This window comes from Sphingomonas sp., assembly GCF_032114135.1.
Lineage (GTDB): Bacteria > Pseudomonadota > Alphaproteobacteria > Sphingomonadales > Sphingomonadaceae > Sphingomonas.
In genome coordinates, this window is the sequence record NZ_DAMCTA010000001.1 from 1,280,904 (window position 1) to 1,296,026 (window position 15,123).

Here is a 15,123-nt window from a genome sequence, read left to right on the forward strand (position 1 = left end):
TCCCCCTCCCCCATTGGCATCGCCCCGGCCAATCCCTATAGCCACCCCATGCAGCGGCTGGACGGCGGCTCGGCGGTTCCGCTTCCTCTCCGGGGTGCGATCGTCGCGCTCGGGAATTTCGATGGCTTCCATCTTGGACACCAGGCGGTCGTCGGCCGTGCGGTGGCGCGCGCCCGCGCCGAGGGGCGCCCGGCGATCGTCGCCACCTTCGACCCACATCCCCGCCGCTTCTTCCAGCCCGACGCCCCGCCTTTCCGGCTGACCACGCTCGATCAGCGCGAACGGCTGTTCGCCGCCGCGGGCGCCGACGGCATGCTGGTGTTCCACTTCGACGCCACCCTCGCCCGCCTCACCGCGCGCCAGTTCGCCGAGCAGCTGGTCGACACGGCCGGTGCGGCCGGCGTGGTAACCGGCGAGGACTTCACCTTCGGCAAGGGCCGCGAGGGCGATGTCGCGACGCTCGCGGGGTTGGGTGGCCAACTCGGCTTTACGGCGGAGACGGTGGGCGCGGTAGCCATGGACGGCCAGATCGTATCGTCCAGTCGCATTCGCGAGCATCTCAAGGCAGGCGATCCGCGCGGCGCCGCATCGCTCCTCACGCGTCCGTTCGCGATCGCGGCCGAGGTCGAGGGCGGTGCGAGGCTGGGCCGGCAGCTCGGCTATCCGACTGCGAACATGCGGCTCGGCACCTATCTCCGCCCAAAATACGGCATCTACGCGGTGCGCGGGCGACTGCCCGATGGGCGCTTGCTGGACGGGGTTGCCAATGTCGGCATCCGCCCGAGCTTCGATCCGCCGATCGAACTGCTGGAGAGCTTCTTTTTCGATTTCAGCGGCGACCTATATGGCCAGACGCTGGAGGTCGCGCTGATCGACTATTTGCGGCCCGAGGCCAAGTTCGACAGCCTCGATGCGCTTACCGCCCAGATGGACCAGGATGCCGCGCGCGCGCGGCAGCTACTCGCCACGCCCGCCTGAACCCGCGTCGAACCGGCGCCGCTGGCGCTGCGCTACCCGTCCGACGTCGTACCCTGCCCGGCCGCGTCGCCGTGATGCGTGGCCTTGGCATGTAACCATATGTCACACGGTGTTGCCGAAGTGCTTCCGGGCAATATTACATTAGTGCGCTGTGCGTTTACCTTTATTTTCTTTCCAGCCATTATCATATTGCTGCCGTAACTGTGTTCCGTAAGTCACACCGCCAGACCAAAGGCATTGGCCTCGCGGGACGCTCCTTTACACTATGGTTACAGCGGCTCATGCGGCGCTCCAGTGTCGTCGCCAGCCTAGCTGCCGACATGAATTAGGGAGAGCGCGTGCCCCTCCGATCGGAAGGCGGGCGCGTGCAGCATGAAGGAAGATAAGTGCGTATGTCTCGTATCGCGTATGCCCTCCGCGCCGGCACGGCGCTGGCAGGAATGGGCGCCATGGCAATGTTCGCCGCGCCCGCATTTGCACAGGATCAGAACGGCACGACCGACGCCGCCCAGCAGGGTGCCGGCACCGAGATCGTCGTGACCGGCTCGCGCATCGCGCGCCCCGATCTGCAGGCCTCCACCCCGGTCGCCGTCGTGACCGCGGAGCGGATCCAGCAGACCGGCGCGTCCAACATTCAGGACGTGCTCGCCACGCTTCCGGCGGTCGGCCAGAATGTCAGCCGCACCAGCTCGAACTTCTCGAACACCGGCAACGGCACCGCGACGGTGAACCTGCGCAACCTCGGCTCGTCGCGCACCCTGGTGCTGATCGACGGCCGTCGTACGCTGGGCATTGCCGGCACCTCGGCGGTCGACGTCAACAACATCCCGACCGACCTGGTCGAGCGCATCGACGTCGTCACCGGCGGCGCCTCGGCGGTCTATGGTTCGGAAGCGATCGCGGGCGTGGTCAACTTCGTCCTCAAGAACGACTTCCAGGGCCTGCGCGTGCGTGCGCAGAACACCGTATCTGACAAGGGCGACGCCCCCCGCCAGTATGTGTCGATCACCGGCGGCCAGAACTTCAGCGGCGGCCGCGGCAACATCACGGCGAACTTCAGCTATGACAACGATCATGGCCTGCCCTCGCGCAACCGCAGCTTCTCGTCGCGCGATATCCCCAACCGCAGCTCCTATGCCGCACAGGGCCTGTTCGACGTCAGCGACGTGAACAACCCCAATCAGGCGGGCTTCTCCCCCACCAGCGGGCGCACCTTCACCTTCGACGGTGCAAACAACCTGAAGGGCTATCAGAGCGCGAACATCGACGGCTACAACCGCAACGGCGATCGCCTGCTGTCGGTGCCGGTCGAGCGCTATCAGGGCGCAGTGCTCGCGCACTATGACTTCTCGGATGCGTTCAAGCTCTACGCCCAGGGCCAGTATACGCGCACGAACTCGAACGCCTCGCTCGAGCCGTCGGCGATCGACAATGTCAGCGCCGGTGCCGCGCTGAACTTCGACGGCTCCGCCTATGCGGGCATTCCGATCAGCAGCCCCTATGTCCCGGCGGCGATCCGTGCGGCAGCCGTCGCCAATGGCGTCGACGTCATCCAGTTCCGTCGTCGTTCGAACGACATCTTCAGCCGCAGCAACAAGAACGAGCGCGATTTCTATCGCGGCGTGATCGGCGCCAAGGGTCAGTTCACCGCCGGCACCAACTGGTCGTACGACATCTACTACGAACACTCGGAGAGCCGCGACCACACCACGGCGCAGTCGATCTACACGCCCAACTATGGTGCGGCGCTGAGCAACGAGATCGGCCCCGACGGCCAGGTGCGCTGCTCGGATGCGGCGGCGCGTGCGGCGGGCTGCGTGCCGATCAACATCTTCGGCTTCAACACCGTCACGACGGCGGCTTCGCAGTTCCTGCAGAAGTACACCGGTCCGACGCGCAACGTGACGCTGATCGACGGCAATACCGTCCAACTCGTCAACGGCACCAACGTCGCCTTCGACTATCTGGCGAAGGTCAACCAGGACGTCGTTTCCGGCAGCATCAACGGCGACCTGTTCTCGCTGTGGGGCGGCCCCGTCGCGATCTCGTTCGGCGGTGAATATCGTCACGAGAAGAGCAGCGAGGTCTACGATCCGTTCACCCAGGCGGGCCTGAGCGCTGGCAACCAGATCACCAACACGCAGGGCAGCTTCAACGTCAAGGAAGGCTTTGTCGAGCTGGTCGCACCGATCGTCGAGGACCGTCCGGGCATCAAGTATCTCGGCCTTGAGGGTGCAGCGCGTTATGCCGATTACTCGACCGTCGGCGGCGTGTGGAGCTTCAAGGGCGGCGCTACCTTCGCGCCGACGTCCGACATCCGCTTCCGCGGCGTCTATTCGCGTGCGACCCGCGCCCCCAACATCGGCGAGCTCTACTCGTCGCTGAGCCAGACCTTCCCGGCGGTGCAGGACACCTGCGACCAGGGCGGCGGCGAGGGTGACGGTGCCGCAATCGGTGCGCTGCCGGCGAACTGCCGCAACATCCCGGGTATCGCCAACACGATCGCGAACCGCGGTTCGTTCACCTACACCACCTCGCAGATCCAGACGATCGACGGTCTGCTGGGTGGCAACCCGAACCTGCGCGAAGAAACGGCTGACACGCTCACCGCCGGTGCCGTGATCACGCCGAGCTTCTTCAAGAACTTCAGCATGACGGTGGACTATTACACCATCAAGGTGAAGAACGCGATCGGCATCGTCGGTCAGCAGGTCTCGGTGGACCAGTGCGTCAACACGGGCAACCCGCTGTTCTGCAACAACGTGATCCGTGACAGCAACGGCTTCATCACCCGCGTTAACGCGATCAACCTGAACACCGGCTCGTTCCTGGTTTCGGGCATCGACGTCGACGCGCGCTATGCGATCCCGGTCGGCGCCTCGCGCTTCGACTTCGCCGTCCAGTACAACCACCGCCTGAAGCAGCAGCAGACCCCCTTCCCGGGTGGTCCGGTGCAGAACGAGCTGGGCCAGGCCGATTGCTATAGCTGCGGTCGCCTCGGTTCGGGCTTCAAGGACAAGGCCGTGGCCAACATCACGTTCAGCGCACCCCAGTTCCAGCTGAACTACCGCATGGACTATATGGGCCCGCTGACGGACAATCTGGGTGATCCGGATGCGCAGCGCATCTCGGCCTATTTCTACCACAACCTGCAGGGCAAGGTGATCGTGGGCGGCAAGCAGCAGATGGAGCTGTATGCAGGCGTCAACAACCTGCTCGACACCAAGCCGCCGGTGTTCGGCGACACCAACCAGGTCACCTGGCCGGGCACGCAGACGGTGGCGGACACCTACGACCTGTACGGCCGCATGCTGTACGTCGGCGCGACCTTCAAGTTCTGATCGAACCCGCGAGGGTCAGATGGAATGGGAGCGGCACTCTTCGGAGTGCCGCTCTTTTTTTTGTCATCGGAAGCGTTCGCCGCGCCGCATTGATCGCGCGCGGACATCGGCGAGAGACTTAGATCCCGCCGTCCACCGCCGCAAAACCGCGCGCATCGAGACCGTCGGCTACGATGGCGATGACCCGATCGACCAGCGCCGTATCCGTCGCGCGCACCACGAAATTGGCGCCCACGCGCCCCTCGCGGAAGAACGGATAGCTGCCGATCGACACGCCCTCGTGCGTGCGTTCCGTCTCGCCGAGGAAATCGGCGATCTCGCTCTCCGCGACCCAGCAACCGATCGTCCGCGCGACGACCGGCAGGCCGCCCTCGAGCGTGCCGGTCAGTGCATCGAGCATGCCCGCAGCGATATGCGGAACACCGGCCAGGATGAAGATATTGCCCCAGCGGATGCCGGGCGCGCCCGACATGCGGTTGACGATCAGCTCTGCGCCCTCCGGCACCCGCGCCATCCGCAGCCGCGCCTCCGTGAGCCCGCCCTTGTTCGCATAATAAGCCTCAAGCGCCGCGCGCGCTTCGGCATGCACGATCACCGGCACGCCAAGCCCCGCGGCGATCGCATCGACGGTGATGTCGTCATGCGTCGGACCGATGCCACCGGTGGTGAAGCAATAATCGTTGCGCGCGCGCAGCGTGTTGACCGCCTCGACGATCGCATCCTGCCTGTCCGGCACCACCCGTACTTCGGAAAGGCGGATACCTTGCGCATTCAGCCAGGTGGCGAGCTGCGCGATATTTTTGTCCTGCGTGCGGCCCGACAGGATTTCGTCGCCGATCACCACCAGGGCCGCTGTCCAGATCCGCTCGTGCATGTGCCTAGCGCTACGCTCTCGCAAAGGCGGGCGCAAATGCCTATATGATCGCCATGACCGAATATGTGAATGTCACCGCGGACATGCCGCATGCGCGCAGCCATGCCATCAAGCTCCATGGTCCGGAGGGCTTTGAGGGCATGCGTAGCGCCGGCCGCCTCGCCGCCGAGATCCTCGATGCGCTGGTGCCGCATGTCGTCCCTGGCGTGACGACGCAGGAGCTGGACGACATCGTCCGCACGATGACCGTCGCCGCCGGCGCTGTGCCCGCGACGCTCGGCTATCGCGGCTACACGCACAGCTGCTGCATCTCGATCAACCATGTCGTCTGCCACGGGATTCCTGGCGATCGCCCGCTGAAGGACGGTGACATCGTCAATATCGATGTCACCCCGCTGCTCGGCGGCTGGCATGGCGATACCAGCCGCATGTATCTCGTGGGCGACGTGCCGATCAAGGCGCGGCGGCTGGTCGACGTGACCTATGAATGCCTGATGCTCGGGATCGAGCAGGCAAAGCCGGGCAACCATCTGGGCGACATCAGCCACGCCATCCAGCGCCATGCCGAAAAGCATCGCTACGGTGTGGTCCGTGATTTCTGCGGGCACGGCCTGGGCCAGGTGTTCCACGATGCACCCGAAGTGGTGCATGTCGGCCGCCCCGGCACGGGCCCCGAGCTGCGCCCCGGCATGTTCTTCACGATCGAGCCGATGATCAACATCGGCCGGCCGGACGTGAAGCTGCTCGACGACGGTTGGACGGCGGTGACGCGCGACCGCTCGCTCTCGGCGCAGTTCGAGCATTCGATCGGTATCACCGAAACCGGTTGCGAGATCTTCACGACCAGCCCCAAGGGCCTGCACCAGCCGCCATACTGAGGGCGGCGGTCTTGTCCTTCTGCGCTCCCCTCCCGCTTGCGGGAGGGGTCGGGGGAGGGGATGCGCGGTTCGCTGGAGAGGACGTCCTGGCTGGAACCGCCACGTCGCCCCCTCCCCTAACCCCTCCCGCAAGCGGGAGGGGAATGCCGCAACAATCTTGCGGCCACCCACAACTTCCGCTATCCGCCGCGCCAGCATCAAGAGTCGGGCCGACGCCCGGCACCAACCTGCCCCGTGCAAGGTGGTGCCTCCATGACCGAATGGAGGGATGTGGCCGAACCCGGCAACACGGTGTCCACGCCACATTTCCTGTCGTCGTCCGCCTCCTGGCAACAGGAAGAAGGCAGTACAGCGTGACCACCGAAGCCCAGCAATTCGCCAGCGACAATTATGCCGGAATCTGCCCCGAGGCATGGGCAGCGATGGAGGCCGCCAATACCGGCCACGCCCCCGCTTATGGCGACGACCAGTGGACGAACACCGCCGCCGACGCCTTCCGTACGCTGTTCGAAACCGAGTGCGAAGTGTTCTTCGCGTTTAACGGCACCGCGGCCAATTCGCTGGCGCTGGCGGCGCTCTGCCAGTCCTATCACAGCGTGATCTGCTCGGCCGCCGCGCATGTCGAAACCGACGAATGCGGCGCACCGGAGTTCTTCTCGAACGGCTCCAAGCTGCTCGTCGCGCAGAGCGAGGACGGCAAGCTCACCCCGGCCGCGGTGCGAGCAGTGGCGACCAGTCGGTCGGACATCCACTTCCCCAAGCCGCGCGTGGTGACGATCACCCAGCCGACCGAGACCGGGCAGGTCTATACGGTGGACGAAGTGAAGGCGCTTTCGGCCGTGTGCCGCGAGTTGGGCCTCAAGCTCCACATGGACGGCGCGCGCTTTGCCCATGCCGTGGCGACGCTCGGCTGCGATCCCGCAGACATCACCTGGCGCGCGGGCGTGGACGTGTTGTGCTTCGGCGGCACCAAGAACGGCATGGCGGTCGGCGAAGCGGTGCTGTTCTTCGATCCTGCGCTGGCGCAGGACTTCGACTATCGCTGCAAGCAGGCCGGGCAGCTGGCGTCCAAGATGCGCTTCCTCGCCGCGCCTTGGGTCGGCATGCTGGAGAACGGCGCCTGGCTGCGCAATGCGCGCCACGCCAACGCTTGCGCGCAGCGACTGGCGGCGGAGATAGAAGGACTGCCGGGAATCGAGCTGATGTTCCCTGTGGAGGCCAACGGCGTGTTCGTCCGCGCACCCGAGCCGGTGCTGGAGGGCCTGCGCGCGCGCGGCTGGCGCTTCTACACCTTCATCGGCGGCGGGGCGCGGTTCATGTTTGCCTGGGATGCCGACACGGCGCGGGTAAACCAGCTCGCGGCGGATATCCGCGCGGTAAGCGGCGGGACTGCCCTCGCCGCCTGAGGTTCAAGTGTTTCCTCCCTCGGAGCGCAGCTCCGGAGGAGGGGGACCATTTGCGCAGCAAATGCTGGAGGGGGCTTGCCGCGGCGGAAGGGGCATTCCCCCTCCATCACCGCCTTCGGCGGCGGTCCCCCTCCCCCGCTTCGCGGGAGAGGAGACGCTAATCGAGGCGGCAGCGCTAGCCAGCGCCGTCAGACCTCAGCCGACGAAGGCGCGCTCGATCACGAAATCGCCCGGCGCATTGTTCGAGCCTTCCTTGAAGCCCTTGCCTTCGAGCAGCGTGGCGAAATCGCGGATCATGTCCATCGATCCGCACAGCATCACGCGGTCGGTTTCCGGATGCAGCACCGCATCGCCCGGCACGCCTTCGAACAGCTTGCCGTTCTCGAGCAGCGCGCCGATGCGCTCGCTGGTGTGAAACGGCTCGCGCGTCACGGTCGGGACATAGTGGAACTGCTGCGCGGCCTGCTCGCCGATCAGCGGATCCTCCGCCAGCTTGGCGGCGAGTTCGTCATGATAGGCAAGGTCGCTTACCCGGCGCACGCTGTGCACCGCGATCACCTGCTCGAACCGCTCGTAGATCTCGGGATCGCGCGCGACGCTGAGGAACGGCGCCAGACCGGTGCCGGTGGAGAGCAGGAACAGCCGGCGGCCCGGCAGCAGCGCATCGGCGACGAGCGTGCCGGTCGACTTCTTGCCGAGATAGATGTCGTCCCCCGGCACGATCTTCTGCAGCTTGGAGGTCAGCGGACCGTCCTGCACCTTGATCGAAAGGAACTCGAGCTCCTCCGCCCAAGACGGGCTCGCGACGGAGTAAGCGCGCATCAGCGGCTTGCCGCCCTCGCCTTCCAGCCCGATCATCACGAACTCGCCCGAGCGGAAGCGGAAGCTGGACGGCCGCTCGATCGCGAAGCTGAACAGATGCTCGTTCCAGTGGCGGACCCACAGCACCTTGGCGGTGGCGAAGGCGGGATGTTCGGGAAGCAGCGCGGGCGCGCGCGTGTCGACGGTCATGAAAGCGGGTCCTCGTAACGCTCTGGTCGGCCCGGCCGCCAAGAGGCTGGCCGGAACTGGCAATACAAAGGCGGCCCTCTGCCATCAGAAGCCGCCTGCGTCCAGAAAGTAGCGCTTCGGCGGCCTAAACGCCCTGTGCCATCGGCGCGCCGGTCGTCCAGTGTTGCAGCAGCGCCATGGTATCGTCCGCCGTCAGGGTACCCCCCTCGATCTCGATCCAGCACTCCTCCCGCTGCTCGGGCCGTACCGCCGACAGGCCGTGCGCCATCAGAACGAGCGAACCGCGGGCAACCACCACCGAACGCGCGTCTGGCGAGGCCACGCCGTCGAGAGCCCGCCGTCGCAACTCGGCTGGCGCATTCATCGGCGGCGATCGCATCCAAGCTTCCCCTGTCCAGCGCGTAATCGTTTGCCGGTAACGTTCGCACGCAGTTTCAGCCGCAAATGTCCGAAGATTTCATGGGGGAATGTCGTAAACCTGTCATCAAACACTAATCGCTCGTTTACCGCCGTGCCCTACCGGGGCGTCGATGCTCGACATGCCCGCCCATCTCCGCTTCCTCTTCGCGTGGCTCACCGAGGCCGAGCGCGATCCCCCCTGGCTTACGCTGGAGACGCCGCTCGGCGAGGCGGTCCGCTGCTTCCAGGACGATCCGTCGTTGCGGCTGCTGCCCGTGCTCGACGCGCGCCAGCAGCCCCTGGGCGCGGTGTTCGAGAAGGACGTTCGCCGGCTGCTGCTCAACCCCTATGGCCATGCGCTGCTGCGCAACCCGGCCTATGGGCGTCGGCTGGAATCGATGGTGCGCGACTGCCCCGTCGCCGACTATGCCCAGTCACCGCGCGCGCTTGTCGATGCCTATTCGGCCGCCGACGGACAGGAAGGCATGATCCTCACCCGCGGCGGGCAGCTGTTCGCGGCGATCAGCAACCGCCGCATCATCCAGCTCGCTGCCGAGGACCGGGTGCGCGAGGCGGCGGAGCAGACCGCCCGCGCCCGCCGCATCGAGGCGGCGAGCGAGCGGATCGAGGCCGAGGTCGGCGCGATGGCCGGGCAGCTGCGCGATCTTGCTGGTACGCTGCGCTCCAGCGCCGCCGCCACCGTCGAGCGCGCCGGTGCCAACAGCGCCTCGGCGACCGCCCTCGCCGCCGCCGTAGCCCAGAGCCACGACAATCTGGCCGAGATCGCACGCGAATCGGAGGCGCTGGCGGCGACGCTCGACGCGATCGGCCGGGACACGGTGACCGCGCGCGCTTCGGCCGCCGAAGCGGTGGCGCTCGTCGACGACAGCCGCCTGGGCACCGCCGAGCTCGACGCCTTTGCCAAGAATGTCGGCGCGGTTACCGTGACGATCGGCGAGATTGCCGGGCAAGTGAATTTGCTCGCATTGAACGCCGCGATCGAGGCAGCGCGGGCGGGTGAGGCGGGCCGCGGCTTCACCGTGGTGGCCAACGAGATCAAGGCTCTGGCCGGCCAGGTTCGCCATGCCGCGCAGAGCGTGAGCACCAAGATCGCCGGCATTCGCGGCGTGGTGGACCGCGTCACCACCAACCATCAGCGGGTCGAGCAGGCGATCACCGGCATCGCCGGCCTCTCCTCCAGTATCGCATGCGCGGTGCGCGACCAGAATCACGCGACCCGCAGCATCGCCCGCAACGTCGCGGAAAGCGTGGCCGGGACACGCGCGGTACAGACCGATATTGAGCAGGTCCGCGCCGCCTCGCACGCAGCCTCGGGGAACGCCACCGCCATCGGCGATCTCTCCGCCGGGCTGCTCACCGGTGCGGAGCAACTGTCCGACGGGATCGATCGCTTCCTGTTCGAGGTCCGTGCCGCCTGACCTGCCAAGCGATTGGGCAGGCGCTGCCCGATAATCAGGCAGAGTTCCGCGCCGAAAACCGTTCGGCGCGTAGCGGCACGCTGGCTATTCCCGTTCTGGCATGCAGGTTGCTAAACACCCAGGAATCAGACCTGTCGCGGGCGTTTCCGCTGCCTGGGGGAAAACGTGAAAAAGATCGAAGCCATCATCAAGCCGTTCAAGCTGGATGAAGTGAAGGAGGCGCTGCACGAAGTGGGCGTCTCGGGGATCACCGTCACTGAAGCCAAGGGCTTCGGCCGCCAGAAGGGCCATACCGAGCTCTATCGCGGCGCCGAATATGTCGTGGACTTCCTGCCCAAGGTGAAGCTGGAAGTAGTGGTGGAAGACACGCTGGCCGAGCGCGTGGTGGAGGCGATCGCCGCCGCGGCGCAGACCGGCCGGATCGGCGACGGCAAGATCTTCGTCATCCCGGTCGAGACCGCGCTGCGCATCCGCACCGGCGAGCGCAACGAAAACGCCGTTTGACGTAAGCGAAGGCGGCGGCGATGAGGCCGGCGCGCGAGCAATTTTATTGCCCGACTCGTCGGGCAGACGAAAGAGAGCGAAAGGGCATTACGATGGCGAATTCGGCCAGTGACATCCTGAAGATGGTGAAGGATCAGGAGATCGAGTGGATCGACCTGCGCTTCACCGACCCCAAGGGCAAGTGGCAGCACCTGACCATGGTCGCCTCGATCCTCGGCGAGGACGAGCTGACCGACGGCCTGATGTTCGACGGTTCGTCGATCGAGGGGTGGAAGGCGATCAACGAGTCCGACATGATCCTCAAGCCGGATCTCGACGCGGTGTGGATCGATCCGTTCTCGGCCACCCCGATGCTGATCCTGGTGTGCGACGTCGTCGAACCCTCGACCGGCGAGCTCTATGCCCGCGATCCGCGCTCGACCGCGAAGCGCGCCGAGAGCTATCTCAAGACTACCGGCATCGGCGACACCATCTATGTCGGCCCCGAAGCCGAGTTCTTCATGTTCGACGACGTGCGCTTCGAGAACAGCTACTCGACCAGCTACTACAAGATCGACGACATCGAGCTGCCGGGCAACTCGGGCCGCGAGTACGAAGCCGGCAACCTCGGCCACCGTCCGCGCGCCAAGGGCGGCTATTTCCCCGTCGCGCCGGTCGACTCGGCCGTCGACATCCGCGGCGAGATGGTTTCGACCATGCTCGAAATGGGCCTGCCCTGCGACAAGCACCACCACGAAGTCGCCGCCGCGCAGCACGAGCTGGGCCTGACCTTCGGCACGCTGGTGACCACCGCCGATCGCATGCAGATCTACAAATATGTCGTGCACCAGGTCGCCCAGGCCTATGGCAAGACCGCGACCTTCATGCCGAAGCCGATCAAGGAAGATAACGGCTCGGGCATGCACACCCACATGTCGATCTGGGAGAAGGGCAATCCGCTGTTCGCCGGCAACGGCTATGCGGGCCTCAGCGACACCTGCCTCTACTTCATCGGCGGCGTGATCAAGCACGCCAAGGCGCTCAACGCCTTCACCAACCCGTCGACCAACAGCTACAAGCGTCTGGTCCCGGGCTATGAGGCGCCGGTGCTGCTCGCCTATTCGAGCCGCAACCGTTCGGCCTCGTGCCGCATCCCGTACGGCACGGGCAGCAAGGCGAAGCGCGTCGAGTTCCGCTTCCCGGACGCGCTGGCCAACCCGTATCTCTGCTATTCGGCGCTGCTGATGGCGGGCCTGGACGGCATCCAGAACAAGATCCACCCGGGCGAGCCGATGGACAAGAACCTGTACGATCTGCCCCCGGCCGAGCTGGCCGAAGTGCCGACCGTGTGCGGTTCGCTCCGCGAGGCGCTGGACAGCCTGGAAGCCGATTTCGACTTCCTGCTGAAGGGCGACGTGTTCTCGAAGGACCAGATCGAGGCCTATATCGAGATCAAGCGCGCCGACGTGGCCCGTTGGGAAATGACCCCGAGCCCGGTCGAGTACGACATGTACTATTCGAGCTGATCCTTTCGGGATCGGCTGTAGAAGGGCGTCCGGAGCGATCCGGGCGCCCTTTTCTTTTGCGTGTGTGTGCTGCGCCTAGCTCAGCTGCAGCGCGCGGTCATGATCCTGCCCGGGACCGAGGATGCGATAGACGACCACCCGGTCCTCGGAGACGCCGTACAGGATCCCATAGCCGCGCCAGGATCGGCGCCGGATGCCGTACTGCTCATAACGCGGGACAAGCGGAAATGCCCGCGGCATGCTGCCGAGCCGCGCAGCCACATCGCGCAGTTCCGCGGCGAAGCTGCGCGCGCGCGTCGGATTTTCTTCGGCGATGAATAGGGCGATGGCGCGGAGATCGGACCGGGCATCGGCCGTCAACACCACCTTCATCGGGAGCGCGATGCTCCTGCAATGCCCGCGATTTCCGCGTCCAGTGCGGCCACGACGTCATCGAGATCGTGAACCTGACCCGCGGCCACCTCCGTCAGGCCCCGCGCGATCGACTCGTCGAGCGCCCGCAGCCAGCGGTCCTCGCTAGCAGCCTGCGCCTGATCACGTCGAATGAGGTCGCGCACATAGTCGCTGGCGCTCGCATAGTGACCACCAGCGATGCGCGCTTCGACAAAGTCCCGCATGGGATCGGGCAGGGATATGTTCATGGATGCCATCGCCACCTCCGCTCTGCCGTATGACATAAATTGCCATGAGGCTCCACGCTTCCGTGCGTCGCCGCACCGTGCTAGCCAGCTACGTCACCCAGAAGGACTCCGTCTCCATGCGTCTTCCGCGTCTCGCAGCGCTGCTGCTCGGCACTTCCCTGCTCGCTTCCCCCGCCCTCGCCCAGACCGCCGCAACGGCCAAATACGGCCCCTGGGGCGTCGACCTCACCACCATGGATCGCAGCGTGAAGCCGGGGAACGACTTCTACGCCTATGCACTGGGGAGCTGGCTGCGCGACGCGCCGATCCCGGCCGACAAGGCGCGGATCGGCTATAATTACGACCTCCCCGACGAGACCGAGATCGAAGTGCGCAAGCTGATCGAGGATGCGGGCCCCTCGCCCAGCGATCCGGTGCTGCGCCAGGTCGCAACCTATTATCATGCCTATATGGACGAGGCTGGGATCGAGGCACGCGGCACCGCACCGCTCAAGCCGTACCTTGCCCGCATCGATGCCGTGCAGGATCGCCGCGCGCTCGAACTGTTGATGGCCGACCACGGCTATGCCAGCCCGATCGGCATCGGCATCGGGGCGGACGAGAAGGATCCGACCCGCTACACCGTGATGGCCGGCCAGGCGGGCCTGGGCCTGCCGACCCGCGACTATTATCTGCTGCCCGGCGAGAAGTACGAGACGATCCGCAAGGCCTATCGCGCCTATATCGTCAAGATCCAGCAGCTGGCCGGCATCCCTGACGCCGAGGCCAAGGCCGATGCGATCCTCGCGCTCGAGACCAGCCTCGCCAGGGACCAGTGGACGCCCGAGGCGCGCCGCGATCCGCAGAAGACCTATAACCCGATGGACCGCGCCCAGCTCGCCAAGCTGGCACCCGAGTTCGATTGGGATGCCGTGCTCGCCCATCAGGGCCTGGGCAAGATGCCCACCGTCATCGTCCGCGAGACGACCGCCGTCACCGCCGCCGCCAAGCGGCTGGGCGACGTGCCGCTCGCCGTCTGGAAGGACTGGCTGCGCTTCCGATTCATCAGCGACCATGCGTCGGTGCTGCCCAAGGCGTTCGACGCCGCACAGTTCGATTTCTACGGCCATACGCTGCGCGACGTGCAGGCGCAGTCGGAGCGCTGGAAGCGCGGCGTGCGGGTGGTGAACGGCGCGCTGGGCGAGGCGATCGGCAAGATCTACGCCGAGCGCCATTGGGGCCCGGCCGCCGAGGCGCTGTCCAAGGAGCTGGTCGAGGATCTCCGCGCCGCTTATGCGGACAAGATCAAGGCCGCCGCCTGGATGGACGCCCCCACCCGCAAGGAAGCGCTCGCCAAGCTCGCCGCGTTCGATCCGCGCATCGGCCATCCGGAGAAGTATATCGACTATGCCTCGATGCCGGTCAGCGCCACCGATCCGCTGGCCAACGACCTCGCCTCGGACGAATTCGAATGGAAGCTGCAGCTGTCGCGACTCGGCAAGCCGGTCGATCGCACGCTGTGGGAGATGACCCCGCAGACGGTGAACGCCTATTACGATCCGGTGATGAACCAGGTGACCTTCCCGGCCGCCCAGCTCGCCCCTCCCTTCTTCGATCCCGCTGCCGATCCGGCGGTGAACTATGGCGAGACGGGTGCGACGATCGGCCACGAAATGGGCCATGGCTTCGACGACGAAGGCCGCCAGTTCGACGCCAGCGGCAAATTGCGCGACTGGTGGACCGCGCAGTCGGCCGAGCGCTACACCGCGCATGCCCAGGCGCTGGTCAAGCAGTTCGATGCCTATGAACCGATCCCCGGCGTCCACATCAAAGGCCAGCTGACCCTCGGCGAGAACCTCGCCGATCTCGGCGGGCTCGAAGTCGCCTATGCCGCCTATCGCCGCTATGTCGCCCGCCACGGCGAGCCCAAGGTGCTGGACGGACTGACCGGCGACCAGCGCTTCTTCCTCGCCTATGCCGCCAGTTGGCAGGGCAAGGCGCGCGAAGGCGCGGTGCGGGCGCAGCTGCTCTCCGATCCGCACAGCCCGGACAAGTATCGGGTAAACGGCATCGTTCGGAACATGGACGCCTGGTACAAGGCGTTCGGCGTGAAGCCGGGCGATGCGCTGTACCTAGCACCCGAAGCGCGGGTGCACGTCTGGTAAGCC

General features: G+C 66.0%; 13 protein-coding genes and 1 riboswitch. Of the genes, 8 read left to right on the plus strand and 5 right to left on the minus strand.

The window, feature by feature from the left end:
• Positions 1 to 48: 48 nt before the first annotated feature.
• Entirely contained in the window at positions 49 to 978 is a 930-nt protein-coding gene (locus tag RT655_RS05875; protein ID WP_313535499.1) for a bifunctional riboflavin kinase/FAD synthetase, read from the plus strand.
• Between the two features lie 392 nt (positions 979 to 1,370).
• Positions 1,371 to 4,319, plus strand: coding sequence for a TonB-dependent receptor domain-containing protein (locus tag RT655_RS05880; RefSeq protein WP_313535501.1), 2,949 nt, complete (start codon positions 1,371 to 1,373; stop codon positions 4,317 to 4,319).
• Between the two features lie 118 nt (positions 4,320 to 4,437).
• Here RT655_RS05880 and RT655_RS05885 read toward each other — a convergent pair whose 3' ends face one another.
• Entirely contained in the window at positions 4,438 to 5,193 is a 756-nt protein-coding gene (locus tag RT655_RS05885) for a molybdopterin-binding protein (protein ID WP_313535503.1), read from the minus strand.
• A gap of 53 nt (positions 5,194 to 5,246) precedes the next feature.
• Here RT655_RS05885 and map point away from each other — a divergent pair, with 53 nt between their 5' ends.
• Both map and RT655_RS05895 read left to right on the plus strand, forming a co-directional pair.
• The gene (map, locus tag RT655_RS05890; protein ID WP_313535505.1) at positions 5,247 to 6,071 is read left to right on the plus strand and encodes a type I methionyl aminopeptidase; all 825 of its coding nucleotides are present in this window, start codon (positions 5,247 to 5,249) and stop codon (positions 6,069 to 6,071) included.
• Between the two features lie 189 nt (positions 6,072 to 6,260).
• Positions 6,261 to 6,372: riboswitch (SAM-I-IV-variant riboswitch) on the plus strand.
• 52 nt (positions 6,373 to 6,424) lie between these two features.
• A complete protein-coding gene (locus RT655_RS05895) occupies positions 6,425 to 7,477 on the plus strand; it encodes a low specificity L-threonine aldolase (RefSeq protein WP_313535507.1) in 1,053 nt (350 codons plus the stop codon).
• Between the two features lie 195 nt (positions 7,478 to 7,672).
• Here the strand turns inward: RT655_RS05895 and RT655_RS05900 are convergent, their stop codons facing one another.
• Together RT655_RS05900 and RT655_RS05905 are read right to left on the minus strand one after the other, a co-directional pair.
• The gene (locus RT655_RS05900) at positions 7,673 to 8,488 is read right to left on the minus strand and encodes a ferredoxin--NADP reductase (RefSeq protein ID WP_313535509.1); all 816 of its coding nucleotides are present in this window, start codon (positions 8,486 to 8,488) and stop codon (positions 7,673 to 7,675) included.
• A 124-nt stretch (positions 8,489 to 8,612) separates the two neighbouring features.
• Positions 8,613 to 8,810 (minus strand): hypothetical protein, encoded by a 198-nt coding sequence (locus RT655_RS05905; protein WP_313535511.1) that lies wholly within the window; start codon positions 8,808 to 8,810, stop codon positions 8,613 to 8,615.
• A 208-nt stretch (positions 8,811 to 9,018) separates the two neighbouring features.
• Between RT655_RS05905 and RT655_RS05910 the strand changes: the two genes are divergently transcribed.
• The 3 genes from RT655_RS05910 to glnA all read left to right on the plus strand — a co-directional run bounded on the left by RT655_RS05910 (position 9,019) and on the right by glnA (position 12,335).
• Positions 9,019 to 10,326: a methyl-accepting chemotaxis protein gene (locus tag RT655_RS05910; RefSeq protein WP_313535513.1), complete on the plus strand. Its 1,308-nt coding sequence runs from the start codon at positions 9,019 to 9,021 to the stop codon at positions 10,324 to 10,326.
• A gap of 165 nt (positions 10,327 to 10,491) precedes the next feature.
• On the plus strand, positions 10,492 to 10,830 hold the full coding sequence (locus RT655_RS05915) for a P-II family nitrogen regulator (protein ID WP_010544265.1): 339 nt from the start codon (positions 10,492 to 10,494) through the stop codon (positions 10,828 to 10,830).
• Positions 10,831 to 10,922: 92 nt separating this feature from the next.
• Positions 10,923 to 12,335, plus strand: a complete 1,413-nt coding sequence (glnA, locus tag RT655_RS05920) for a type I glutamate--ammonia ligase (RefSeq protein ID WP_313535518.1) — start codon at positions 10,923 to 10,925, stop codon at positions 12,333 to 12,335.
• A gap of 75 nt (positions 12,336 to 12,410) precedes the next feature.
• On the opposite strand, the gene RT655_RS05925 is transcribed toward glnA, so the two are convergent.
• Positions 12,411 to 12,698, minus strand: a complete 288-nt coding sequence (locus RT655_RS05925; protein ID WP_313536913.1) for a type II toxin-antitoxin system RelE/ParE family toxin — start codon at positions 12,696 to 12,698, stop codon at positions 12,411 to 12,413.
• A 5-nt stretch (positions 12,699 to 12,703) separates the two neighbouring features.
• Entirely contained in the window at positions 12,704 to 12,985 is a 282-nt protein-coding gene (locus RT655_RS05930; protein WP_313535521.1) for a type II toxin-antitoxin system ParD family antitoxin, read from the minus strand.
• Positions 12,986 to 13,092: 107 nt separating this feature from the next.
• Here RT655_RS05930 and RT655_RS05935 point away from each other — a divergent pair, with 107 nt between their 5' ends.
• A complete protein-coding gene (locus RT655_RS05935) occupies positions 13,093 to 15,120 on the plus strand; it encodes a M13 family metallopeptidase (protein WP_313535523.1) in 2,028 nt (675 codons plus the stop codon).
• The last annotated feature ends 3 nt before the right edge of the window (positions 15,121 to 15,123 follow it).

What these genes read in the sequence shown, in the direction of transcription:
- RT655_RS05910 (WP_313535513.1), top strand. Translation starts at nt 9,019, where the DNA reads ATGCTCGACATGCCCGCCCATCTCCGCTTCCTCTTCGCGTGGCTCACC.
- RT655_RS05900 (WP_313535509.1), bottom strand. Translation starts at nt 8,488, where the DNA reads ATGACCGTCGACACGCGCGCGCCCGCGCTGCTTCCCGAACATCCCGCC.
- RT655_RS05875 (WP_313535499.1), top strand. Translation starts at nt 49, where the DNA reads ATGCAGCGGCTGGACGGCGGCTCGGCGGTTCCGCTTCCTCTCCGGGGT.
- map (WP_313535505.1), top strand. Translation starts at nt 5,247, where the DNA reads ATGACCGAATATGTGAATGTCACCGCGGACATGCCGCATGCGCGCAGC.
- RT655_RS05880 (WP_313535501.1), top strand. Translation starts at nt 1,371, where the DNA reads ATGTCTCGTATCGCGTATGCCCTCCGCGCCGGCACGGCGCTGGCAGGA.
- glnA (WP_313535518.1), top strand. Translation starts at nt 10,923, where the DNA reads ATGGCGAATTCGGCCAGTGACATCCTGAAGATGGTGAAGGATCAGGAG.
- RT655_RS05935 (WP_313535523.1), top strand. Translation starts at nt 13,093, where the DNA reads ATGCGTCTTCCGCGTCTCGCAGCGCTGCTGCTCGGCACTTCCCTGCTC.
- RT655_RS05885 (WP_313535503.1), bottom strand. Translation starts at nt 5,193, where the DNA reads ATGCACGAGCGGATCTGGACAGCGGCCCTGGTGGTGATCGGCGACGAA.
- RT655_RS05930 (WP_313535521.1), bottom strand. Translation starts at nt 12,985, where the DNA reads ATGGCATCCATGAACATATCCCTGCCCGATCCCATGCGGGACTTTGTC.